Origin of the sequence: Asticcacaulis sp. EMRT-3, from assembly GCF_030027245.1 — a bacterium.
In the GTDB taxonomy this organism is placed as follows: Bacteria; Pseudomonadota; Alphaproteobacteria; order Caulobacterales; family Caulobacteraceae; genus Asticcacaulis.
In genome coordinates this window covers 2,679,048-2,701,736 of record NZ_JASERT010000001.1, presented here as the reverse complement: position 1 = coordinate 2,701,736, position 22,689 = coordinate 2,679,048, and the positions used below count along the sequence as shown (strand labels likewise).

The following is a 22,689-nucleotide window of genomic DNA, read 5'->3' as shown; positions in this document are numbered from 1 at the left end:
CGTGTTCAGAAATGAAATGATGCGTTACACGAGGGAAGGCGCGCGCTCAACCCTTTTACGGCGATTTCACGGCTGCGGCGTGGATGATGACTGCGAAACAGATAATCCCGACAGCAGGTTGGGGCGCTGACAGGCTGGCGCGCTTTGCGTTCCCCACAGATGCGCCTGCGGTGTCCAGCCCGTCACGCCGTCCAGCGAAATGCGGCACCAGTTCTTGTTGCAGGTGTCGAGTTCGGCCAGGGCGGCGGGCCGCAAGACCGCCTTGACCGTCGATTGCGCATCGGGTTTGGCATAGAGGTTGAGCTGCACGCCCGCCGGGGTCAGTACGGCGCGACGATTGCGCACCAGCCGCGTCGCCACCCAGGCCAGCCCGCCTTGCGAATCGCACACCAGCACCCAGTCTTTGGTCTCCGATATAACCTGCACGGGCAGGCCCGGTGCCTGATAGGCCCACAACAGCGCATTATCGAGGCTGGGGCCGTTACGGGCATTGACCTTCTTGGCGCGCAGCACCACCCAGCGCGGCACCGGCAGGCCAGAGGGCGTGTCATAGGCCGTCTTGTCGCCGGTATTGACCTTGCAGCCCTCAAGGCTCAGAAGCATCACGGAACCCAGCGACAACAGGCCCAGCAAAACGGCCAGCGAACGCAGGCTTTGCCCCCGGAACCGTTGCGCGAACCGTCTCAGGGCTTGAAAAGCGCGCAGCAAACGGCTTATGTGCGCGCAAGCCATCTTGATGGAGCCTTTGAGCGGGAAATAACACGGATCGGACATGAGAGGTCGGTTATGCGCCGTAAAAGAGCTGGATAATGAGAGGGAGGCAGACCTTGGCGGCTGCGTCTTTCAAAATCGGCGTCAAGGGTTCAAATTCGGTTAACAGAAGACTAATTGGTTCGGCAAAGAACCGGCGGAGCCACGCCGTTCAGGGGAAAGAACGGCGCGGCACCGGAAAAAGACATCATCCCCTGTAAAAGGCATTCATGAGCACTGCGAAACTCAAGGTCGTTCTCACCATCAAACTGCCCGATGCGGTCGAGACAAGGATGCGCGAGCTGTTCAACACCTCCCTGTGGCTGCACATGACGCCCATGCCGCGCGATCAGCTCATGGCGGCGGCGCAGGATACCGACATCCTGATCACCTCGATCAATGACCGCATCGACGAAGATTTCTTCAACGCCGCCCCGGAACGGCTGAAAATGATCGCCAATTTCGGCGTCGGCTATGACCATATCGACATCGTCAAGGCCGCCGATAAGGGCATTATCGTCACCAATACGCCGGGGGTGCTGACTGAAGACACCGCCGAGATGACGATGGGCCTGATCATGGCCGTGTCGCGCCGCTTCGTTGAAGGCGCCGAACTGGTGCAAAAAGGCGAATTTTCCGTCTGGTCGCCCACCTTCATGCTGGGCCGGCGCATCTATGGCAAACGCTTAGGCATTGTCGGCATGGGCCGCATCGGTCAGGCCTTGGCGCGCCGTGCCCGCGCCTTCGGCATGAGCGTCCATTATCATAATCGCAAACCCGTTTCGCCGCGCATCTCCGATGAGCTGGGCGCCACCTACTGGGACGATCTCGACCAGATGCTGTCGCGCATGGACGTGATCTCGATCAATGCGCCCGGCGGCCCCGGCACCCTGCACATGCTCAATGCCGAGCGTCTGGCCAGGCTGCAACCGCACGCCATCCTCGTCAATACGGCGCGCGGCCAGATCGTTGATGAAAAGGCACTGGCCGCCATGTTGCGCGATAAAAAAATCGCCGGTGTCGGGCTGGACGTTTACGAACGCGAACCGGCCATCAATCCCGAACTGATCGGCCTGCCCAATGCCGTTTTGCTGCCGCACATGGCGTCTTCGACCATCGAGGCGCGTCAGGATATGGGCGACCGGGTGATCCTCAATGTCAAAACCTTTCAGGACGGCCACCGCCCGCCGGACCGGGTGATCCCGGCCATGCTGTAGGCTTTCGGCGACGGAACCTGATTGCGAAAGCGTATAATTGCGCATAAATGATCAATTATGCGCAATCGTCTCAGTCAGGATCCGCCATGCTTCGCTATGCCCTCCCTATCGCTCTCGTCTTCATGGCGCAGTCGGCGTCTGCCGCGCCCGTCACGGCCACCGCCACAGATGGCCGGATCACGCTCGATAACGGCCTGATCATAGCGGTCGTCGATACCACGACCGGGCAGGTGACCTCATTTCAGCAGTTGGGCGACCACCCGATGGAACTGATCGCCAAGGGCCAGTCGCTGTACTGGGACGCCAATGGCGAGCCGGATGCAGCCCCCGCCGGTGTCGATGTGCCCAAAAAAGGCTATTTCCGCCCGCCGCAGCACGCCGGTCTGGCGAAACTGGCCAGCGCCACGCCCGATCAGGCCGATGTCGAGGTCGATACAGGCCCAACGCCTGCCTTTCCGTTCGCCGTCGCATATCATTTCGTCATGAAGCGGGATTTAAGCGGCCTCTATGCCTATGCGGTGCTGCGCCATCCCGCCGACCAGCCCGCCGCCACCCTGTACCAGACGCGCTTTGTCTTCCGCACGGCGTCTGATGACGCCATTTTCAACTACTGGACGGTGGGGCGCGGCAAGACGATCCGCATCCCGCGCGCCGGTATCGTCAATAAGGTGACCGACGCCACCTGGCTGCTGGCCGATGGCACGGTGAAGACCAAATATCTCAACTCGGTCTATTTCGCCAAAACGCCGGTTTACGGCACGATTGGCGTGCAGCCTTCTGGCAGCCACGGCATCTGGATGATCGAGCCCTTCGGCGATTACCATAATGGCGGCCCCAGCCGTCAGGGCCAGACCGTCCACGATGATGTGCTGCTGCGCGTGGTGCAGGACACCCATTTCGGCTCATCGCCCGTCAAGGTGGCGGCGGGCGAGGGGTGGAGCAAGGCTTACGGCCCCTTCCTGATCTATGCCGACCGCGCCGCCAGCCCCAATGCCCTGTGGGACGATGTTGACCGCCAACTGGCCGCCGAGCGCGCCCAGTGGCCCTATAGCTTCGTCACCGCGCCCGACTATATCAAGGCGCGCGGCCAGGTCAGCGGTCAGGTGCTGCTCGATGGCAAGGCGCCGCAGAATGCCCAGGCCATCCTGTCCGACCCCGACCCGAAGATCGCCTGGACGGCGCAGGCCAAGGGTTATAACTACTGGTCGAACATCAAATCCGACGGCAGCTTTGCCATGAACCATATCGTGCCGGGCGATTACACCCTTTACATCGATGGTGCCGACCAGCCCGACGACTATGTTCAAACACATGTTCATATCGCAGCGAACCAGACCGTCCGTCTGCCCGCCATCGACTGGCGCAGCGAGACGCATGGCCAGACCCTGTGGCAGCTAGGCACCTTTGATCGCACGGCGGGCGAATTCCGCAATGGCGATGATGCGCGCGGCTACCAGATGTTCGCCCGCTATCCGCAGCAGTTCCCGCACGATGTCGATTTCACCATCGGCAAGAGCGACCCGAAAATCGACTGGAACTATGCCCAGTGGTCATGGTACGCGCAAAATCCGGTCTGGCACCTGCGTTTCAAGGCACCCGCCCAAAAAGGACAGGCCACTCTCACCGTCGGCATTGCCTCGGCCCAGCCCGCCCACGGCAAGCTGACCGACGTGCATGTGGCGCTTAATGGCCATGAGATCGGCGTCATCGCCCTGCCCAAAACCGGCACAGCCGGTTATCGCGGCGGCGATCAGGATTCGCCCTATCATGTCGTGCGCTTCACCTTTGACGCCAGCCTGATCCAGCCCGGCTCCAATGACCTGACCTTCGGCTTTGCCAGCGCCCGGCCCTTTCCGCCGGCCAGCACCTATGCGCCCGCCGCTGAAACTGACGATGACGACGCCAAACCCGGCATGAAGAGCCCCGGACAGCTCATGTATGACGCGATCCGCCTCGAAGTGGCCCCTGAATGAAAAAGCCGCAACTTTTTCACAGGTTTCGGCAATTTGGCTCTTGCAAACCCTTCTGCCATCCGTCATAAGGCCCGCCTCTCCGGCGAGATCACGGCCTTAAACCACGGTCTTGCAAATGGAATGAGCGGGCGTAGCTCAGCGGTAGAGCGCCACCTTGCCAAGGTGGATGTCGAGAGTTCGATCCTCTTCGCCCGCTCCAATTCCTGAAAGGTTTGAGCCAGCCTCACCTTTCAGGAAAAGCCTCCCTTCATTCTGAGGCCGATATTCCCCCTTACGGGTCTTTGCCCGCCGCTTTACCCATATGGGCAGAATTCGCTTGCATCGCGCGCCGGGTATGATTTTTGCTAGGGTCAGGGCCGGGGCCGGACTCTGTCGCAAAATGGCGCGGAGCCGTCCCTTGACCGTGTGGCAGGGGATTTTTGAGTATGTTGTTGCAAAGCGAGCATGATCTGGTGGCTCTTCTGGCTGTCGCCGCCTTCATTCTGCTTGCCCTGTCGATTCTGGGCGGTGCCCTGGCGGCGCTCAAATCGTTTCAGGTGCGCCAGTTTCAGGATCTTTTGTTCAAGGCCGAGCGCAAGATCGACACGCTGGAACGGCGCATGTTCAATGTGCTCAATGCTGTGCCGGTGGCGCTGGTCGAAACCGACGCCACGGGCAAGTTCACCTTCGCCAACAAGACGGCGCATCAGCTTCTGGGCCGCAAGGATTCCGAACTGGTAGGCCTGCGCTTTCATTCCGCCACCTGGGGCATCACCTATCCCGATGGCCGCGTCATCCCCGCCGACCTCCTGCCGATCGCCCGCACCCTGCGCGGCCAGACGGTCAAGGGCTTTCAGCATATGTTGACCAGCTATGGCTCGCGGCAGAAGCTGCTGGTGTCGGTCACCTCCATGCCGATCATGAACGGGGTGGGTGAGGTGATCGGCTCGACCTCGGCTTTCGTCGAACTCGAAACCTCGAACGGCGAAGGTATTGACGATCTGAACGGCCTGTGGCGCGGCCACTGGTTCGGTGCGGCCACCGTGCCCTTATGGGGGCTAGACGCCAAAGGCCAGATCGCCGACATCAATCCCGCCGCCTGCGCAGCCTTCGGCCTGACGCGCGATCAGGCGCTGGGCCGCAACTGGACGCAGATTTTCGTGGCCGACGCCGATTTCCAGAGCGCGCTTGACTATCTGACCGGCGTACAGGACGAGACATCCTCTCACCATGCCTCCGTCAGCCTCAGCCTGAAAGCCGCAGATGGCGAGGCCCTGTCGCGCGTCACAGCATGGGTGGTGCAGACCCATGAGGGCGGCGAGCGCGGCCTGACCGTGATGGCCCAGCCATCATGGGATAGCGATGCCGCGCGGCCTTCCGTGACGCAGCTCAATGCCGACGAGGCGCAGGAACTGACCGATCACCGCGAAACCGAACGCGCCCGCGCCGATCTCGGCGTCGGGGTGTGGCACTATGATGCCGAGGCCGATACGATTGTCGAGGATGAAGGGATGCGCCGGCTGATCGGGCGCGCGGTCGAAGGCGGCCCCACCCTGATCGCCGATGAAGATCAGGCCCGCGCCGATGCCGCCTTTACCGATCTGATGAGCGGGGCGCGTCAGGAGATCGCACTCGATATTGCCGTGGGCGACCTCCAGGGCGGGCAGCGCTGGATCACGCTCAAGGGCCGCTCCACAACCGATGCCGATGGCAAGCCGCGCATTTTCGGCGTCGCCTTCGATACCACAGCCTGGCATGGTGCCGCGCCCCTGGCGGAACCGACCACAGACAAGCGTGACGACGCCCACCAGGCCGTGATCCTGGCCGCCGTCGAGGCCGCCGTCGAGGCCGCTGTGGCCGAGGCGGATGCGCGCCACCGGCAGGCGCTCGAAACCGCCCTCGCCGAGGCCGCCGCCGCCCACAGCGATGACATCTACAACTGGCGCGAAGCCCCGCCCCCGCCGCCAGAACCCGAATTAAAGCCGGAGCCCGTGATCATCCGCGAAGCCGATCCGGCGGTCGTGGCCGAAAACGCCGATCTCCGGCAGCGCCTGCAAGAGCTGGAAAGCGACCTTGCGGACATGCGTGCCGCGCGCAACGCCTTGCAGGTGGAACTGAGCGACCTGCATACAGCCCGCCAGACGCCGCCGGAACCACCACCCGCGCCCGATTACAGCGCGCATGAGGCCCGTATCGAAACTTTGCAGGCCGAACTGCGCCAGTCGCGCGATCTGCTGGCCGTACTGGAACGGCGCTATACGGCGCTGGCTGAAACACCGCCGCCTGAGCCTGATGTCAGCGTCTGGGAAGCCCGCGTGGCCGCCGCCGAAGCGCGCGCCGCCAAATTGCAGGCCGCCCATGATGATGCCCAGGCTAAGCTTCAGGCCCAGTTACAGGCCCAGCTTCAGGCCCAGCTTCAGGCCCATCTCGAAAAGCCCGCCGCCATCGATCCGGCGTTTGAGGCGCGGCTGAAGGCCCTGCAAGCGTCGCTGAACGACGCGCAACAAGAGGCGGAAAGCTCCCGAACCCGGCTCGATCAGCTCAGCGAGGCGCTGAATCAGGCCCAGAAATTTGAAACCGTCGGTCGCCTGACCGCCGATGTGACGCAGGATTTCGCCCAGATGCTGGCTGTCATCAATGGCGCGCTGGAGGTGATGGCCAAACAGGACAGCAGCCCGGACAATGTGCGCCGTCTCTCCGAAGCGGCCCTGGCGGCGGGCAAACGCGGCGAACGCCTGACGCGGCAATTGCAGGCTTTTCAGTCGGAAGAGTTTTAAGCCGCATAATTCGGTAGCCTGAAATAGCCAACCTCACGTAAGATGGGCCATAAGGTTTTCACGCACGGCGACATGGCACGGTTCGGTTTCAAGGCAGAGGATTTGCGGCTGTGGTCGCTGGTGACGGCCACGGTGCGGCCGCAAAAAGCCACGCGCCCCGCAAAGCCCGCCGCGCCAAAAATCGAAACACCTGAAATCGAAACCCTGAAATTATCGGGCATGCCACCGGAAAAGAGCGTCATGTCTGTGTCTCCTCCCCCATCTGGGGGAGGGGGACCGCGAAGCGGTGGTGGGGGCTTTCCGCTCACCCCGTTCAATATCGGTCAGGCGGTCAAGCCCGCTTCCGGCTTTCGCATCACCCGCGCGGCGGATATTGCGCCCGACCCGATCGAGCCGAAACGCAAGCGCCGCATCAGCCGCGAACGCGACCCGATTGAGGCGCGGCTTGATCTGCATGGTCTGAACAGCATCGCCGCCGAAACCCGGCTGAAAGCCTTTGTGCAGCAGGCCTATGCGAATGATTATCGCGCCATTCTGGTTATTACCGGCAAGGGTATGGCCGAAAACGGCATATTGAAGCGCTATGCGCCGGAATGGCTGTCCGATCCGGCCCTGGCCCATATCGTCGCCGGGATTTCACAGGCCCATGCCCGCCACGGCGGCTCTGGTGCCCTCTATGTGGCGCTGAAACGGCGGCGGATTTAGGACTATCATAGAAAATTCACGTCAGGACGAGGCGAAACTGATGTTTTTCGAGAACCGGAGCGGAGCGTACTCAAGTACGTGAGCACCGGAAGCGTAGAAAAGCGTCAGTTGCAGACCGGCCTCACGTGAATTCAAACCAACGCTGCTTCCTTCGCCAGGCCGGCGAGGCTAACCAGCGGGCGCGGGCCGAAATGCGCAATCACCTCAGCGGCGGCCAATGAGCCCAGTTGCGCGCAGGTTGCGACGTGCAAACCTTGCGCCAGCCCATACAGAACGCCCGCCGCATACTGATCGCCCGCCCCGGTGGTATCGACCACCTTCGCACACGGCGCGGCCTTGACCACCTGCACACTGTCGGGGCCCGCCACCACCGAACCTTTTTCGGAGCGGGTGATGAAGGCGAGTTCGGTCTTGCCGCGCAAATAATGCACAGCCTTGTCGAAATCATCGGTCTGGAACAGGCCCAGCAATTCGGCCTCATTAGCGAAAACGAGATCGATATGGCGGTCGATAAAGGCCAGCAGGTCTTCGCGCCAGCGGCTGACCACAAACATGTCCGACAGGGTGATCGCCGTCTTGCGGCCCGCCGAACGGGCGATCTGGGCCGCCTTGGCAAAGGTTTCGCGGCCAGACGGCGTATCGAACAGATAGCCTTCGAGATAGGTAATCTGCGAAGCGCGGATCAGGTCGGCATCGAGATCGGCGGGGCTGATCAGGGCCGCGGCACCTAAGAAGGTTGCCATCGTGCGCTGGCCATCCTTCGTCACATTGATCAGGCAGCGCCCGGTCGAAACCGGATCATCATGCAGCACCGGCGTGCGGAAGGTGACGCCCATCGTCTTTAGATCATGGCTGAAAAACTCACCCAAACTGTCGTGCGCCACCTTGCCGATATAGGCGCATTTCGCCCCGAATGAGGCCGCACCGGCAATCGTATTGCCCGCCGAACCGCCCGACGCCATCTCGCTGTCGCCCATCACATCGAACAGGCTGTGGGCGCGGTGCTGATCGATCAGCGTCATAGCCCCCTTATGCAGGTCGTGGGCCTTCAGGAAGGCTTCATCGGCAGAGGCCTGTACATCGACAATGGCGTGGCCGACGGCGGTGATGTCATAGTTCAGCGTCATGTCCGGCTTTCAAAAATTCCGTTTGCAGATCGTTATCCTATGGATCAATAAAGAGTCGATGAGCAAGCGTTTATTGATCCTGACCCCGAACCCCGACCACCCCTCGCATCATGGCCGCTGGCCCTATGTGCTGGACGCCTATCGTGAGGCACTGGCCGGACTCGACCTTGAAATTCACGACCAGCCGTGGTCGGATCCGGTGGCCGAAGGTTACGACCTGATCCTGCCGCTGGTGGTCTGGGGCTACCATAATGCGCCCGATCAATTTCGCGCCGTCATGGCCGGATTTGAAGCGCGGCACTTGCGCGTTTTCAATCCGCCGGAGATTGTGAGCTGGAATGTCGATAAACACTATCTGCACGATCTGGCGCAAGCCGGGGTGCGCATCGTGCCCACCCTGTTCGTCGATCAGCTAAACGATGCCGAAGTGGCGCGCGCCCGCGCCGATTTCGGCCAGACCGCTCTGGTGCTTAAGCCGCAAATCTCGGCGGGTGCGAAAAATACCCTGATCTGGCAAGGCGATCTCCTCCCCCGTTTGGGGGAGGGGGACCACGACGTGGTGGCGGGGGCCATCGCCGCCCTGCCACCCGATGGCCCGGCCATGATCCAGCCCTATATGCCGGCCATCGCCTCAGAAGGCGAATGGTCGCTGATCTTCTTTGCCGGTGAATTTTCCCATGCCGTGCTGAAAACACCGAAAAGCGGTGATTTCCGCTCTCAGCCCGACTATGACGCCAATCTGCGTGCGCTCGAACCGCCGCCCGAAGCGATGGCGCTGGCCATGCAGGCGCTTGATTTTATCGGCCCGGACCGCCTGCTCTATGCCCGCGTCGATATGGTGCGTGCCGAAGATGGCGGCTTCTGCCTGATGGAGCTGGAACTGATCGAACCCGACCTCTACCTGGCCTATGATCTCGAAGCCTCAATGCGCTTCAAGGATGCGGTCGAACGCGCCCTGCATACGGGCTGTAGCTGCCACTGATTTTTGCCACGAAACATCTGCGCGAAGCGCCTTATCGTCCGATCACTGCAATTATAAGACTGTGAACCACGGAAAACACGGATCGCCGCTATCGCGGCGGCACGGATGAAAAGTGCAAAATCGTGGATGGCAGAAACGATACATTTTTCTTATCCGTGTCATGGCCGCAGGCCATGATCCGTGTTTTCCGTGGTTCAAATCCTGTCTTACAGCCCGATCTTCGGGCACAGATCGCTGACGATGCAGCTCAGACATTTCGGGTTGCGCGCCACGCACACATAGCGCCCGTGCAGGATCAGCCAGTGATGGGCGCGGGTCAGCCATTTTTTCGGAATGACCTGCATCAGTTGCGCCTCCACCTTGTCGGGTGTGGTGGCCGCCGCATCAACCAGCCCCAGCCGGTGCGACACGCGAAACACATGGGTATCAACGGCGATGGCCGCTTCGATACCCAGCTCATTAAGCACCACACTGGCTGTCTTGTTGCCCACCCCCGGCAGGCTGAGCAGGCCCGCCCGGTTGAGCGGCACCTCACCGCCATACTGGTCGATCAGAATACGACACAGGGCCATCACATTCTTCGCCTTGTTGCGATAGAGCCCGATGGAACTGATCATCTGCATCAGACGATCTTCGCCGAGATCGAGCATTTTTTGCGGCGTATCAGCCAGCTTAAAGAGCGGCGCTGTCGCCTTATTGACCGCCTTGTCGGTGGTCTGGGCCGACAGCGCCACGGCCACAACCAGGGTGAAGGTGTTGACGAAATCAAGCTCGGTCTTCGGTTCGGGCTTGTCGTGCTCGAAGCGTTCGAACAGTTTTTTGATCAGGGCGGGACTGGGTTTGGCCATGCCGTCAGGTTGGGCGAGAATCAGCTTTGCCGCAAGCGGTCACTCTCTTATAAAGGCTAAACCTTGTTCGTCAGGACATGATGCACCGTCCGTTTTTTTCAGTGAGTCCGCACATGGAATTTTCCGACCGCCCCTTTTTCGAACGCGCCAACGCCTTTATCGAACAGGCCAACCAGTTCGCCGCCAAGGCGCCGGCGGATCGCGTCAGCCTGTCGCTGATCCACGCCGCCGCGCGTTTTCATGTCTGGCTGTGGGCCGCCAGCAGCCAGACCGCCGCCGAACTGAAAAGCCGCAAGGAGAATGCACGTGAGCTTTATCTGCGCGAATGCCAGCAAATGTTCGACAAGCAGTTCGACGAATATGCCAGCAATTTCGACCGCTATATCGCCGCCCCGCGCGAAGCCGAACAAAAGGCCAATCAGCCGGGATAGGCTTACAGGATATAGCGGCTAAGATCGGCGTCACCGGCGATTTCGCCGAGGCGCTGACGCACATAATCCGCATCGATCTTCACCGTCTGGCCCGCCATGTCGGAGGCGGTGAAGCTCAGATCCTCCATCACCTTTTCGATGACGGTGTGCAGGCGGCGCGCGCCGATATTTTCGACCTTGGCATTGACCGTGGCGGCGGCCTCGGCCATCGCCGCGATGGCGCCATCATCGAATTCCACCGTCACGCCTTCCGTGGCCATCAGGGCCTGATTCTGCTTGATCAGATTGGCCTCGGTTTCGCTTAAAATTCGGCGGAAATCGTCTTCGGTCAGGGCCTTCAGCTCAACGCGGATCGGCAGGCGACCCTGCAATTCGGGCAGCAGGTCGGAGGGCTTGGCCACATGGAAGGCACCCGATGCGATGAACAGGATATGGTCGGTTTTCACCGGCCCGTATTTGGTGGCCACCGTCGTGCCTTCGATCAGCGGCAGCAGGTCGCGCTGCACGCCTTCGCGCGACACATCGGCCCCGCCGCGATCCTGACGCGACGCCACCTTGTCGATTTCATCCAGAAAAACAATGCCTTCGTTTTCGGCCAGTTTCAGCGCCTCGGCGGTCAGGGAATCCTGATCGAGCAGCTTGTCGGATTCCTCGGCAATCAGGCTGGGCCATGCCGCCTTCACCGTGGTCTTGACCGTTTTTTGCCGGTTGCCCATCGCTTTCGACAGCATATCGCCGAGATTGAAGGCCCCCGCCGCCTGCTGGCCGGGAATCTCCATAAAACCGACCGGAGAACCGGTTTCGGCCAGCGAAATCTCGATCTCACGCTCGTCCAGTTCGTTATTGCGCAGCTTTTTGCGAAACGAATCGCGCGTTGTCGCCGCCGCCGTCTGGCCCACCAAAGCGTCGATCAGCCGTTCCTCGGCCTGATGTTCGGCCTTGGCGCGCACACCGGCGCGGTTTTTCTCACGCACCATCAATATGGCCGATTCGACCAGATCGCGCACAATCTGCTCGACATCGCGCCCGACATAACCCACCTCGGTGAACTTGGTGGCCTCGACCTTCAGGAACGGGGCCTGAGCCAGTTTGGCCAGACGGCGGGCGATCTCGGTCTTGCCGACGCCCGTGGGCCCGATCATCAGGATGTTCTTCGGCGTGATTTCATCGCGGATGGCGGCATCGGTCGCCTTGCGCCGCCAGCGGTTGCGCAGGGCCACGGCGACGGCCTTCTTGGCCTCGTTATGACCGATGATGAAGCGGTCGAGTTCGGAGACGATTTCACGGGGAGAAAAGGTGGTCAAGAAAGTCGTCCTTCAAATTTCAATATTTGCTGACGCATAGCTTTCGAACAAATTTCTGTTTTTTCCAATGGGTGGCCATCTGGCCAGATCAGGCTGGCCTTAATGGCCGCGATCTTGAGCGCCTTTACGTCCGGTACGCGACTGTAGGCCCATAATTTCCAGCGCGGTACGGCATAGGACCAGTAAAGCCAGGCAGGCGCCATAGCCACCAGCCCCATCATTAAAATCAGAAACAAGGCCATCGGCAAGGATGGGTTATAAGTCAGCTTAATAGCATCCAGAACAAAGCCTTCCCCGGCAAAAACGCCGAGCATGATAACGACTACAGGCAAGTTGATTACCAGTTGCCCCAATCGTACTGCCGATTGTGGTGTCATGACTGCCTGCCTTCATATTCAAGGATTCGGCGTTTATCTTCGGGTGAGCAGATTTCGATCTTTTCTCCCAGACTATTGCCCTGCGGGATCAGCTTCATCGCCACGGCCATTTCGCGCAAATGCGGCGGATTACCGACCTGCGGATAGGCCCACAGCTTCCAGCGCGGGCTTGCGATGGCGCGATAAAGCACGCTGAGCGGCCAGCCCAGAACGCCGATCAGCAGCGAGATTTCCGGCCACGGTTTGGGCAGCACATTGCCGGGAAAGATGATCAAAGCCTGCCCCCACAGGGCCAGCAGGATCAGGGTAGCGGGCATTTTCACCGCCAGCCGCGCGCGTTGCAGGGCGTCTTCGACCAGAATCATAGGCTTTCCAGTGTCAGATGATCATTAGTGTAAACGCATATGCTGGCCGCGATCTTCATCGCCTTGCGCGCGATTACCTCGGCATCGGGCTCATAGTCCAGCAAAGCGCGCGCCGCCGACAAGGCATAGGTGCCGCCCGAACCGATAGCCGCCACCCCGTCTTCCGGTTCCAGCACATCGCCGACGCCGGTCAGCGTCAGGACGTGGTGCGCATCAGCCACCAGCAGCATGGCCTCTAAGCGGCGCAGGTAACGGTCGGTGCGCCAGTCCTTGGCCAGATCGACGCAGGCGCGCGCCAGTTGGCCGGGAAACAGTTCCAGCTTGGCTTCGAGCCGTTCCAGCAGGGTAAAGGCGTCGGCGGTGGCCCCGGCAAAGCCGACCAGCACCTTGCCACCCGCCAGGGTGCGCACCTTTCTGGCCGCGCCCTTGACGATGGTGGGGCCCATCGACACCTGACCATCGCCGGCGATGACGGTCTTGCCATTATGACGCACGGCAACGATGGTCGTGCCATGCCAGTTGGGAAAATTATGATCGGTCATGGATGTGTACTTGGCCGTTTTGGCGTTGCGATTCAAGTAGGGGAATGCCATTTGCGATGAAAGAGGAACCCTCATGACCGCTTTGCCCCTGACAGACGACGAAATCGACCGCTATGCCCGCCATCTGGTGCTGAAAGAGATCGGCGGCGCGGGCCAGATGAGGCTGAAGGCCGCCAGGGTGGCGCTGGTCGGCATGGGCGGCATCGGCGCACCGGCGGCCCTTTATCTGGCGGCGGCGGGCGTGGGCCAGCTTGGCCTGATCGACGACGACCATGTGGCCTTAAGCAATCTGCAAAGGCAGGTTCTGTTCGCCACGCGCGACATAGGGGCCAGTAAGGCAGAAATGGCCGCGACGCATCTCGGTGACCTCAATCCGAATTGCGATTGCCATGTGCATCGCCTGCGTCTCGATGAACATAATGCGGCGGACGTGCTGGGCGGCTATGATCTGGTCATCGATGGCTGTGATAACTTCCCGACGCGGCTGCTGGTTAATCGCGTCTGTCATGCGCTGGGAAAGCCGCTCATCTCAGCGGCGATCGGGCGTTTTTCCGGGCAGTTGGCGACATTTACAGGCTCCGCCTGCTATCAGTGCCTTGTGCCCGATATACCGCCCGACGCCGAAACCTGCGAACGTGTCGGCGTGATCGGCGCTCTGGCGGGGGTGATGGGCACGCTGGCGGCGCTGGAAGCGATCAAGCACATCACCGGTGCGGGCGAAAGCTTAAGCGGACGGCTGCTGATCTTCGACGGCCTGAGCATGGACAGCCGCATCGTCAAACTGTCCGCCGATCCGGCCTGCCCGGTGTGCGGTGCCGACCAGTAGAGCGTCATGCCAAAAAGTGGATGCCACTTTTTGGAAAAACATGATGCGTAAGCAAAGACTTAGAGCGAGATGACGAGTCTATCTAAAGTCATCTTGCTCTAAAGCGTGATGATTGGACTTGGAACCTCTTCCTCCCCCCTCTCCCTGCGAAGCGGGGAGAGGGGGGAGCCAAGCGCAGCGAAGGCGACCGGGTGAGGGGCATTCTTTATAGGTCTGCCAGACCCCTCATCCGGCCTTCGCTGCACTCGGGCCACCTTCTCCCCTCTCGAGGGGAGAAGGGAAATCAGGCGATACAATCTCATACCGTCATAGTCTAAGCCTTGCCGAACGCCTCGCGCAGCTCGTCCTTGGCTTTTTCAAGCACCTTGCGCTGGCCTTTACTCAGATTATCACCGGCCCGATTGATGTAGAAGGTCAGCATCGACATGGCCGAGCGATAGGGGCTCGACTTGCGGCGGTGGCTGGCCTCGGCTGAGTGTTTGAGCGACAGGGCGATCTTATGCGGATCGTGCGAGGTGAAGATGTTTTTCTTGGTGTCCATCGCATCGGAATGCTCCGTGACCTCGTGTGACCATGTCTTTTGCGGCATGGCGAAATCTCCTTTTATCGGCGGATGCGATCACGAGCCTATGTCATGCGGAATGAAACGACGATGCGCAGACTTGGATGCACCCGTTAAATTCAGGCAAAAAGTCTTGATTTGTACATACAATATGTATTAACATACAATATGTTTGAATGGGATGAAGCCAAGAACCGGCGCAATATTGAAAAGCACGGCATCAGCTTCGCCACGGCAAGCCGGATTTTTGAAGGGCCGATTCTCTCCGCAACCGATACGCGCCAGGACTATGGCGAAACGCGACAGCTCAACCTCGGCAGGATCGACGGACGGGTTGTTCTTCTCGTTGTTCATACAGATCGCGCCGGGAAAATCCGCATCATTTCCGCACGGCGCGCCAATTACCGCGAAAGGCAGGCTTATGAAAACGCATTCCGATAAGGCCCTGATGTCCGCAGAACTGACGCCCACAGAACTGACGCCCACAGAACTGGCCGCCCTGCCCGATAGCGACATCGACTATAGCGATATTCCGGAACTGGATGATGATTTCTGGAAAAGCGCCAAGGTCGTCATGCCCGAAACCACCCAACCGGTTACGCTGCGCGTCAAGTCCTCGGTACTCGAAGCCTTCAAGGCGACAGGCAAGGGCTACCAAACACGCATGAATGCCGTGCTGGAATCCTATGTGCGCAGCCTGAAGCATGACCATCGTTAGACAATCTCCGTCTTTTCCTGTATAGCCGCGCCCATCCCCGAAATCCGAGTATCCCGCCTTGGCCCATACGCTTGACCTGTCCGCAAAGCCCGCTGTTTCGCCCGCTGTAAACCTCAGCGGCCTGACGCGCGCCGGTCTGGCCGAGGCCCTGACGGCATCGGGTGTGGTGGAACCGCGCAAGGCGCGGATGCGCGCCAGCCAGATCTGGCGCTGGATCCACCATTATGGCCTCACCGATTTCGACGCCATGACCGACATCGCCAAGGAACAGCGCGCCCTTTTCAAGGAAAAGTTCAGCCTGGCCCGCCCGGAAATCGTCGAGCGTCAGGTATCCAAGGATGGCACGCGCAAATATCTGATCCGTATGGCCCCCGGCATCGAGGTCGAAAGCGTCTATATTCCCGATGTTGGCCGTTCGGGCGCCCTGTGCGTGTCGTCTCAGGTCGGCTGCACGCTCAACTGCACCTTCTGCCATACCGGCACGCAGAAACTGGTGCGCAACCTGACCGCCGCCGAGATCGTGGCGCAGATTCAGGTGGCGCGTGACGATCTGGCCGAATGGCCGGGCTTCGGTCAGGAAACGCCCGCCCACGAAGAGCGCAGCCTGTCGAACATCGTCTTCATGGGCATGGGCGAGCCGCTCTATAATCTCGACAATGTCGCCGACGCCATCGACATCATCTCCGATCCCGAAAGCCTGACCATTTCGCGCCGCCGCATCACGGTTTCGACCTCCGGCGTCGTGCCCGAACTGGAAGCCCTCGGCAACCGCACCCAGGCCATGCTGGCCATTTCGCTGCACGCCACAAATAATGCGCTGCGCGACGTGCTGGTGCCGCTCAACAAGAAATACCCGCTGGCCGAACTGCTGGCCGGTATCCGCGCCTATCCCGGTATCTCCAATGCGCGCCGCGTCACCTTCGAATATGTGATGCTGAAGGGTGTCAATGACTCACCTGCCGAGGCGCGCGAACTGATCCGCCTGCTGAAGGGTATTCCGGCCAAGATCAATCTGATCCCGTTCAATCCGTGGCCGGGCACCGATTATGAATGTTCGGAATGGAAGACGATTGAGGTGTTCGCCGCTATCCTCAACAAGGCTGGCTACGCCTCACCGATCCGCACCCCGCGCGGCCGTGACATCTTGGCGGCATGTGGTCAGTTGAAGTCCGAGAGCGAGAAGACGCGCGCCAGCGTTTTGCGCCGCGAAGCCAGGGCCGAACAGGCCAGACTGTCCGATTCTGAACCAGTTCAGGCCGAAGCGGGCGATGAAACGCTGCTGCCCTATGGCCATCTGGCCGCGGGCATGATCGGCTAACCCCTTAGTTTAAAAAGCTTTCCGACTGTCATCATAATTTTATCCACAGATCAGCCCCCCTGGACTTGATCTTGCAGGGTTATGCCTCCAAGACTAGCGCCGTCAAGACTAGCGCCGCCAAGACCAGCGCAGCGTGACCAGTACCGGCTGAAAAGCGTGTTCAGGGGAAGATGATGACATCCGATTTTAACTTTAATTTCCTGTCGCCGGAAATCCTGCGCCCGGAAATGCAGGCCTTTGCCGCCGGTTTCCCCGTCACCCTGCTCCATGCCGGCGTCACCCTCTTCATGCTGCTGATCGGCGCCACCATCTATTCGGTTCTGACCCCTTACAAGGAAATCCAGCAGATCCGCGAAGGCAATTCGGCGGCAGCCGTCGCCTTTGGCGGCGTGATTATCGGCCTGGCCATTCCGCTGGCCGCTTCGATGGCCGCCTCGACCTCTTTTCGGGAAATCCTGTTGTGGGGCGGGGCCACCATCGTGCTGCAACTGTTCGTTTTCCGCCTGATCGACTTCCTGCTGACCGGCCTGCCCGCGCGCATCAATGAGGGCGAAGTGTCCGCCGCCGTGCTGCTGGTGGCCGCCAAACTGGCCGCCGCCCTCGTTCTGGCCGCGGCGGTGGCAGGCTGATGAAACTCGACTGGCTCTTCTACGGCTGTGGAGTCATCGCCCTGGTGGTGATCCCCGGCAGGTGGCACGAGACATCGAACGCGCCGCCCGCGCCGCCGCCGCCCGGCATCGGCGAAATGGCGCTGTTCGCCAATTTCACGCCGTTTGCGGCCACATCGATCATCAATCTGCCGGTGGACGACACCAAGGTCATGACCGGCACGGCCTTCTCGATCTCGAAAACCGGCGAATGGATCGTGGCGCGCGATTCGATCCGCCAGTGCAGCCATCCCTTCCTCAATATCGGCGGCAATCTCGGCGTGCCCTTTACCGTGCGGCCCATCGCCAATATGGACAACTACGTCATCGCCGTCACCGAAGGGGCGGGCCGCCCGCTGCCGCTCGATCATCCGAAGGATGTCACCACCGGGATGCGCGTCTTCATGCCGGGCTTTCCCGGCGGCGAGGTCGGCGAGGCCACGGCGCGCCTGATCGGCCAGACGGTGATCGAGCATTCCAAGCGTTTCGAGCATAATGAAACCGTGCTGGCCTGGGCCAAGGCGGGCCAGACCGAGGGCCTTAAGGGCGATCTCAACCAGCTTCTCGGCGCACCGGCCATCGATGCCACCTCGCGCGTCGTTGGCATTACCCTGAAAGAAGCGCCGCGCCGTGGCCGCATCTATACCTCAACCACCCAGACCGTGCAGGCCATCGGCAATCCACCCGACCGCGTCCCCGATTACGAATCGGAAGCCATCGTCACGAAGAATAATTACGGCATTATCGCCGATACATTACGCCGCGAGTATCGTGTGGCGCAGGTCGGCTGCATCAAGTCGTAATCTGCTGACGGCTTTTCGCAAACGGCGTGCTAAGGTCTGATGATATTAAACTCGATCAGCTTAACTTCCCTTCGCCCCTTTCAAGGGGAGAAGGTGGCCTGAACGCAGTGAAGGTCGGATGAGGGGCTTGGTGGGTCTATCAGGAATGCCCCTCACCCGGTCGCCATCGCTGCGCTTGGCTCCCGTCCTCTCCCCATTGTCATGGGAAGAGGGGAAGATTATGCGATGCAAACAAATATTATCACGCCTATAAACGATAGCCATGACCGGCAATGCCCTCGATCCCGACCATCTGGCCCACCTGTCGGCGCGCGATCCGCGCCTCAAGCCCCTGTGCGCCCATTTCGCCCATATCCAGTATCGCCTGCGGCCCGGCGGCTTTCCGGCTCTGATAGGCCTGATCGTCGAACAGCAATTGTCGGTCAAGGCCGCCGACACGATTCTGGCCCGCCTCAAGGGCGGTGTCGGCGAACTGACGCCGCAAAACCTGCTTGACCACTCAGAAGAGTCGTTGCGCGCCTATGGCCTGTCGCGGCCCAAGATCGCCTATGCCAGGGCGCTGGCCGAAGCCATGCTGCGCGGCGATCTCGATACCGCCGCCCTGATGAAGATGGATATAGAAACAGCGGCCAGCACCCTGATGGCGCAAAAGGGCATTGGCCGCTGGACGGCGGAAGTCTATCTGATGTTCGCCGAAGGCCGCCTCGATCTGTTCCCGACCGGCGATGTGGCTTTGCGTGAGGCGCTCGGCTGGCTGGATGGTCATCAGGCGCGGCCCGATGAGCCTACCTGCGCCGAACGGGCACGAATCTGGTCGCCCTATCGCTCCGTGGCCGCGCACCTGCTCTGGGCATGGTATGGCGCCGTCAAACGCGGCGAGATGACGTCAGGCTTTTTGTTTGCCTGAAGGCGCGGGTGTCAGCGAGCCATTGGCGAACAAAGGCGCTGCCTTTTGCGTGGCAGCCTTGTCAGCCTTCGGCTTACGCACTTCGCGCGTGCTCTTTTTTTGTCCCTTGGCCATGCTGGCCTCCTGTTGGTTATGAGCACGGGTCATGCGCCCTATTCACGCAAACAACAAGGCGTATTTCATCAGGCCTGGTTTCATCAGGTCTGGGGCTTGAGCGTATTGCCGGGGGCCACTTCGACATCAGGCTTCAGGGCGTGCTTATTGGCGTCTTTCGGCACCTCGAACTTGTGATCCTTGTCGGGGTGGAAATATTCCTTGTCTTCACCGGCATTGTTCAGTTCGCCGGGCGAAAACACCTTGCGGCCTTCGCCGGTTTCGGGATCGATACCGGCATTGCCTTTTGCAGCCCGATCCGCAGCGGCGGAATTCTTATTGTCATGCGTCACGGCGCGTCTCCTCTGGTTGAACAGAAGAGTATAGACCCGCCTTCATAAGGCGCGGGTTCGGATCGGAACGCCTGATATAAGGCCGGGATAAGAACGCCGTTCTCATCCCGGTCCTTCGGTTAACCCAGTCCCTTCGCGCCTTCGATCAGATCGGCCACCACCGACGGATCGGCCAGGGTCGAGATGTCACCCAACTGGTCGGGCTGCTTTTCCGCGATCTTGCGCAAAATCCGGCGCATGATCTTGCCGGAGCGCGTCTTGGGCAGGCCGGGCGCCCACTGGATCACGTCGGGCGAGGCAATCGGCCCGATTTCCTGCCGCACATGATCGCGCAGTTCTTTTTTGAGCGCATCCGTGCCGGTCAGGCCGGATTTCAGCGTCACATAGCACCAGATGCCCTGCCCCTTGATGTCGTGCGGATAGCCGACCACGGCGGCCTCGGTAACGCCCGAATGGCCGACCAGCGCGCTTTCGACCTCGGCCGTGCCGATACGGTGACCCGACACATTGAGCACATCATCGACGCGGCCGGTGATCCAGTAATAGCCGTCTTCGTCGCGGCGGCAGCCATCGCCGGTGAAATACTTGCCGGGATAGGTCGAAAAATAGGTGTCGAGGAAGCGCTGATGGTCGCCGTAAACGCTGCGCATCTGGCCGGGCCAGGAATCTGTGATGCACAGATTGCCTTCGACCGCGCCTTCCAGCACCTGGCCCTCGGCATCGACCAGACAGGGCTGGATACCGGGCAGGGGTTTGGTGGCCGAACCGGGCTTGAGCGCGATAGCCCCCGGCACCGGCGTGATCAGGATACCGCCGGTTTCGGTCTGCCACCAGGTATCGACAATCGGGCAGCGGCTATCGCCGACCACGCGGTGATACCACAGCCAGGCTTCGGGATTGATCGGCTCGCCTACTGATCCGAGCACACGCAAAGAGGCGCGCGAGGTTGATTTGACCGGTGCCTCGCCTTCGCGCATCAGGGCGCGGATGGCCGTGGGGGCGGTATAGAAGATATTGACCTGATGCTTGTCGATCACCTGCCAGAAGCGCGACGAATCCGGGTAGTTGGGCACGCCTTCAAAGATCAGCGAGGTGGCGCCATTGGCCAGAGGGCCATAGACGACATAGGAATGGCCCGTCACCCAGCCGACATCGGCGGTGCACCAATAGACATCGCCCTCCTGATAATCAAAGACGGTCTTGTGGGTATAGGCCGCCCAGGCCAGATAGCCGCCGGTGGTATGCAAAACGCCCTTTGGCTTGCCGGTCGAGCCCGACGTATAGAGGATGAACAACGGGTCTTCGGCATTCATCGGTTCGGGCGGGCAGACATCCGACATGCCCTCCAGCGCCTTCGACACCGAAATATCGCGGCCCTCATGGGTCAGGTAGTGGGCGGGCGTATGCTCGACCACCAGCACATGGCGCACATCGGGGCATTGCAGCACGGCCAGATCGACATTGGCCTTGAGCGGGATCGTCTTGCCACCGCGCAAACCTTCATTGGCGGTGATGACAATATCAGAACGGCAATCACGGATGCGCCCGGCCAGACTGTCGGGCGAGAAGCCGCCAAACACGATGGAATGCACCGCGCCAATCCGCGTACAGGCCAGCATGAAGAAAGCGGCCTCAGGGATCATCGGCATATAGAGGGTGACGCGGTCGCCCTTCTTGACGCCGTAGTGTTTCAGCAGATTGGCGCGCTTATTCACCTCGACCGAAAGCTGGTTATAGGTGACGCTGTAGGAGACGCCCGGATCATCGCCCTCAAAGATGAAGGCCACGGAATCGCCGCGCGTCGCCAGATGGCGGTCGATGCAGTTGACGGACACATTGAGCTGGCCATCATAAAACCAGCGGATGCGAAAATCCTCGCGCTGATACGACACGTCCTTGACCTTGCTGAACGGCGTCATCCAGTCGAGCGCTTCGCCCAGTGTGCGCCAGTGCGCTTCGGGATCGCGGGCGAACAGGTCATGCCGCGCCTGAAGGCCCTTGGCGGTCAGGGTTTTCTCGCGGACGAAGGTGGCGGGAACGGGGAACAGCGTATTATCGCTTGCGGCATCGCTCATGGGGCGTTTCCTCTGATTTTCGCGGCCTTTTACGGCCTTGCCGCGACCTTACGGAATGGTTTTTTGCCTGTCCATAAGACCAATGCGAAAAATCGCCCATGACGGCGCTGTCATAGGGCATTTAACAGCACAATATAGAAGGCGGGGCCCGATCACCTATTGGCAAGCCGCGCCCGCGCACCGTAACATGCCGCTTTGCCGCCACCGGAGGTCTATCATGCTGCTTCATATGTCCACCTGGTGCGAAATCGACGAACGCCTGAAATCCTCACGCACCATCATCATCCCCATCGGTTCCAATGAGCAGCACGGGCCAATGGGCCTGCTCGGCACCGACTGGCTATGCCCGGAAATCATCGCCCAGGCGGCGGAAAAGGAGGGCAATCTTCTGATCACGCCTACCTTCAATATTGGCATGGCCCAGCATCATCTCGGTTTTCCCGGCACCATCTCCTTGCGCCCCTCTACCTTCATGGCGGCCATCGAGGACTGGGTAGCCTCGCTCAACCGTCACGGCTTTGACCGCATCTATTTCCTCAATGGCCACGGCGGCAATGTCGCCACCATCGAGGCCACCTTCTCGGAAATCTATGCCGGTTTTTCCTACACAGCCGAACCGTGCCCGTTCATTCTCAAATTGCGCAACTGGTGGGATCTGCCGGGCGTCATGCGCCTGTGCGCCAGGCTCTATCCCACCGGCCACGGCAGCCACGCCACGCCTTCGGAACTGGCCGTCACCTTCGCCGCCTATCCCGATTTCGTCAAATCCGCCGCGATGGAGCCGCAGATCGCGCCCTCCGGCCCGATCCGTGATGCACTCGATTATCGCCACCGCTTCCCCGACGGACGCATCGGCTCGGATTCATCTCTGGCCACGGTGGCGCAAGGCGAAGAGATCATCGCCGCCGCCGTGAAAGGTCTGCTTGATGACGTGGCAAAATTCGAGGCGGAGTAGGGTTTTCGAAGTTACAGAAGAACAAGAATAAAACCACGGAAAACACGGATCATGG

Annotated in this window: 25 protein-coding genes and 1 tRNA gene; 15 read left to right on the top strand and 11 right to left on the bottom strand. The window is 60.6% G+C overall.

Going from position 1 to position 22,689, the window contains the following annotated elements; genetic code table 11:
* Positions 1 to 66: 66 nt before the first annotated feature.
* The gene (locus QB905_RS12705; RefSeq protein ID WP_282975392.1) at positions 67 to 774 is read right to left on the bottom strand and encodes an SH3 domain-containing protein; all 708 of its coding nucleotides are present in this window, start codon (positions 772 to 774) and stop codon (positions 67 to 69) included.
* A gap of 206 nt (positions 775 to 980) precedes the next feature.
* Between QB905_RS12705 and QB905_RS12700 the strand changes: the two genes are divergently transcribed.
* The 5 genes from QB905_RS12700 (at position 981) to QB905_RS12680 (ending at position 7,401) form a co-directional block, all read left to right on the top strand.
* Positions 981 to 1,967, top strand: a complete 987-nt coding sequence (locus QB905_RS12700; RefSeq protein WP_282975391.1) for a 2-hydroxyacid dehydrogenase — start codon at positions 981 to 983, stop codon at positions 1,965 to 1,967.
* Between the two features lie 86 nt (positions 1,968 to 2,053).
* Entirely contained in the window at positions 2,054 to 3,940 is a 1,887-nt protein-coding gene (locus QB905_RS12695; RefSeq protein ID WP_282975390.1) for a polysaccharide lyase family protein, read from the top strand.
* Between the two features lie 124 nt (positions 3,941 to 4,064).
* Positions 4,065 to 4,139 (top strand) — tRNA-Gly (locus QB905_RS12690).
* Between the two features lie 226 nt (positions 4,140 to 4,365).
* A complete protein-coding gene (locus QB905_RS12685; RefSeq protein WP_282975389.1) occupies positions 4,366 to 6,696 on the top strand; it encodes a PAS domain-containing protein in 2,331 nt (776 codons plus the stop codon).
* Between the two features lie 72 nt (positions 6,697 to 6,768).
* Positions 6,769 to 7,401, top strand: a complete 633-nt coding sequence (locus tag QB905_RS12680; protein WP_282975388.1) for a Smr/MutS family protein — start codon at positions 6,769 to 6,771, stop codon at positions 7,399 to 7,401.
* 131 nt (positions 7,402 to 7,532) lie between these two features.
* Here the strand turns inward: QB905_RS12680 and QB905_RS12675 are convergent, their stop codons facing one another.
* On the bottom strand, positions 7,533 to 8,528 hold the full coding sequence (locus tag QB905_RS12675; protein WP_282975387.1) for an adenosine kinase: 996 nt from the start codon (positions 8,526 to 8,528) through the stop codon (positions 7,533 to 7,535).
* 58 nt (positions 8,529 to 8,586) lie between these two features.
* Here QB905_RS12675 and QB905_RS12670 point away from each other — a divergent pair, with 58 nt between their 5' ends.
* Positions 8,587 to 9,510, top strand: coding sequence for an ATP-grasp domain-containing protein (locus QB905_RS12670; protein WP_282975386.1), 924 nt, complete (start codon positions 8,587 to 8,589; stop codon positions 9,508 to 9,510).
* A gap of 206 nt (positions 9,511 to 9,716) precedes the next feature.
* On the opposite strand, the gene nth is transcribed toward QB905_RS12670, so the two are convergent.
* Positions 9,717 to 10,358 carry an endonuclease III gene (gene nth / locus QB905_RS12665; protein WP_282975385.1) on the bottom strand — a complete coding sequence of 214 codons (642 nt, stop codon included), beginning with the start codon at positions 10,356 to 10,358 and terminating at the stop codon, positions 9,717 to 9,719.
* 113 nt (positions 10,359 to 10,471) lie between these two features.
* On the opposite strand from nth, the gene QB905_RS12660 reads away from it, so the two are divergent.
* Positions 10,472 to 10,789, top strand: coding sequence for a DUF3144 domain-containing protein (locus tag QB905_RS12660; protein WP_282975384.1), 318 nt, complete (start codon positions 10,472 to 10,474; stop codon positions 10,787 to 10,789).
* A 2-nt stretch (positions 10,790 to 10,791) separates the two neighbouring features.
* Here the strand turns inward: QB905_RS12660 and hslU are convergent, their stop codons facing one another.
* From hslU to hslV, 4 genes are read right to left on the bottom strand one after another with little or no spacing between them, the layout of a single operon-like run.
* Positions 10,792 to 12,093 carry an ATP-dependent protease ATPase subunit HslU gene (gene hslU / locus QB905_RS12655; protein ID WP_282975383.1) on the bottom strand — a complete coding sequence of 434 codons (1,302 nt, stop codon included), beginning with the start codon at positions 12,091 to 12,093 and terminating at the stop codon, positions 10,792 to 10,794.
* Positions 12,090 to 12,470 (bottom strand): hypothetical protein, encoded by a 381-nt coding sequence (locus QB905_RS12650; protein ID WP_282975382.1) that lies wholly within the window; start codon positions 12,468 to 12,470, stop codon positions 12,090 to 12,092. Before QB905_RS12650 ends, hslU begins: the two co-directional genes overlap by 4 nt.
* Positions 12,467 to 12,835 carry a hypothetical protein gene (locus QB905_RS12645; RefSeq protein ID WP_282975381.1) on the bottom strand — a complete coding sequence of 123 codons (369 nt, stop codon included), beginning with the start codon at positions 12,833 to 12,835 and terminating at the stop codon, positions 12,467 to 12,469. The genes QB905_RS12650 and QB905_RS12645 overlap by 4 nt, the downstream gene beginning before the upstream one ends.
* Complete coding sequence (hslV, locus tag QB905_RS12640; RefSeq protein ID WP_282975380.1) at positions 12,832 to 13,377, bottom strand: ATP-dependent protease subunit HslV; 546 nt, start codon at positions 13,375 to 13,377, stop codon at positions 12,832 to 12,834. The genes QB905_RS12645 and hslV overlap by 4 nt, the downstream gene beginning before the upstream one ends.
* A gap of 73 nt (positions 13,378 to 13,450) precedes the next feature.
* Here hslV and QB905_RS12635 point away from each other — a divergent pair, with 73 nt between their 5' ends.
* Positions 13,451 to 14,203: a HesA/MoeB/ThiF family protein gene (locus QB905_RS12635; RefSeq protein WP_282975379.1), complete on the top strand. Its 753-nt coding sequence runs from the start codon at positions 13,451 to 13,453 to the stop codon at positions 14,201 to 14,203.
* 313 nt (positions 14,204 to 14,516) lie between these two features.
* On the opposite strand, the gene QB905_RS12630 is transcribed toward QB905_RS12635, so the two are convergent.
* The gene (locus QB905_RS12630) at positions 14,517 to 14,792 is read right to left on the bottom strand and encodes a DUF3175 domain-containing protein (protein ID WP_282975378.1); all 276 of its coding nucleotides are present in this window, start codon (positions 14,790 to 14,792) and stop codon (positions 14,517 to 14,519) included.
* 111 nt (positions 14,793 to 14,903) lie between these two features.
* On the opposite strand from QB905_RS12630, the gene QB905_RS12625 reads away from it, so the two are divergent.
* The 6 genes from QB905_RS12625 to QB905_RS12600 all read left to right on the top strand — a co-directional run bounded on the left by QB905_RS12625 (position 14,904) and on the right by QB905_RS12600 (position 19,158).
* On the top strand, positions 14,904 to 15,206 hold the full coding sequence (locus QB905_RS12625; protein ID WP_282975377.1) for a BrnT family toxin: 303 nt from the start codon (positions 14,904 to 14,906) through the stop codon (positions 15,204 to 15,206).
* The gene (locus tag QB905_RS12620) at positions 15,187 to 15,483 is read left to right on the top strand and encodes a BrnA antitoxin family protein (RefSeq protein ID WP_282975376.1); all 297 of its coding nucleotides are present in this window, start codon (positions 15,187 to 15,189) and stop codon (positions 15,481 to 15,483) included. The genes QB905_RS12625 and QB905_RS12620 overlap by 20 nt, the downstream gene beginning before the upstream one ends.
* A gap of 58 nt (positions 15,484 to 15,541) precedes the next feature.
* Positions 15,542 to 16,801: a dual-specificity RNA methyltransferase RlmN gene (gene rlmN / locus QB905_RS12615; RefSeq protein WP_282975375.1), complete on the top strand. Its 1,260-nt coding sequence runs from the start codon at positions 15,542 to 15,544 to the stop codon at positions 16,799 to 16,801.
* A gap of 173 nt (positions 16,802 to 16,974) precedes the next feature.
* Positions 16,975 to 17,430 carry a DUF350 domain-containing protein gene (locus tag QB905_RS12610; protein WP_282975374.1) on the top strand — a complete coding sequence of 152 codons (456 nt, stop codon included), beginning with the start codon at positions 16,975 to 16,977 and terminating at the stop codon, positions 17,428 to 17,430.
* Positions 17,430 to 18,251 (top strand): peptidase, encoded by an 822-nt coding sequence (locus QB905_RS12605; RefSeq protein ID WP_282975373.1) that lies wholly within the window; start codon positions 17,430 to 17,432, stop codon positions 18,249 to 18,251. Before QB905_RS12610 ends, QB905_RS12605 begins: the two co-directional genes overlap by 1 nt.
* A gap of 262 nt (positions 18,252 to 18,513) precedes the next feature.
* The gene (locus tag QB905_RS12600) at positions 18,514 to 19,158 is read left to right on the top strand and encodes a DNA-3-methyladenine glycosylase family protein (protein WP_282975372.1); all 645 of its coding nucleotides are present in this window, start codon (positions 18,514 to 18,516) and stop codon (positions 19,156 to 19,158) included.
* Here QB905_RS12600 and QB905_RS12595 read toward each other — a convergent pair.
* The 3 genes from QB905_RS12595 to acs form a co-directional block, all read right to left on the bottom strand.
* Positions 19,138 to 19,272: a hypothetical protein gene (locus QB905_RS12595; protein ID WP_282975371.1), complete on the bottom strand. Its 135-nt coding sequence runs from the start codon at positions 19,270 to 19,272 to the stop codon at positions 19,138 to 19,140. The genes QB905_RS12600 and QB905_RS12595 overlap by 21 nt on opposite strands.
* A gap of 83 nt (positions 19,273 to 19,355) precedes the next feature.
* Complete coding sequence (locus QB905_RS12590) at positions 19,356 to 19,604, bottom strand: hypothetical protein (protein ID WP_282975370.1); 249 nt, start codon at positions 19,602 to 19,604, stop codon at positions 19,356 to 19,358.
* 119 nt (positions 19,605 to 19,723) lie between these two features.
* Positions 19,724 to 21,679 carry an acetate--CoA ligase gene (gene acs, locus QB905_RS12585; RefSeq protein WP_282975369.1) on the bottom strand — a complete coding sequence of 652 codons (1,956 nt, stop codon included), beginning with the start codon at positions 21,677 to 21,679 and terminating at the stop codon, positions 19,724 to 19,726.
* Positions 21,680 to 21,896: 217 nt separating this feature from the next.
* Here acs and QB905_RS12580 point away from each other — a divergent pair, with 217 nt between their 5' ends.
* Positions 21,897 to 22,634 carry a creatininase family protein gene (locus QB905_RS12580; protein WP_282975368.1) on the top strand — a complete coding sequence of 246 codons (738 nt, stop codon included), beginning with the start codon at positions 21,897 to 21,899 and terminating at the stop codon, positions 22,632 to 22,634.
* Positions 22,635 to 22,689 lie beyond the last annotated feature (55 nt).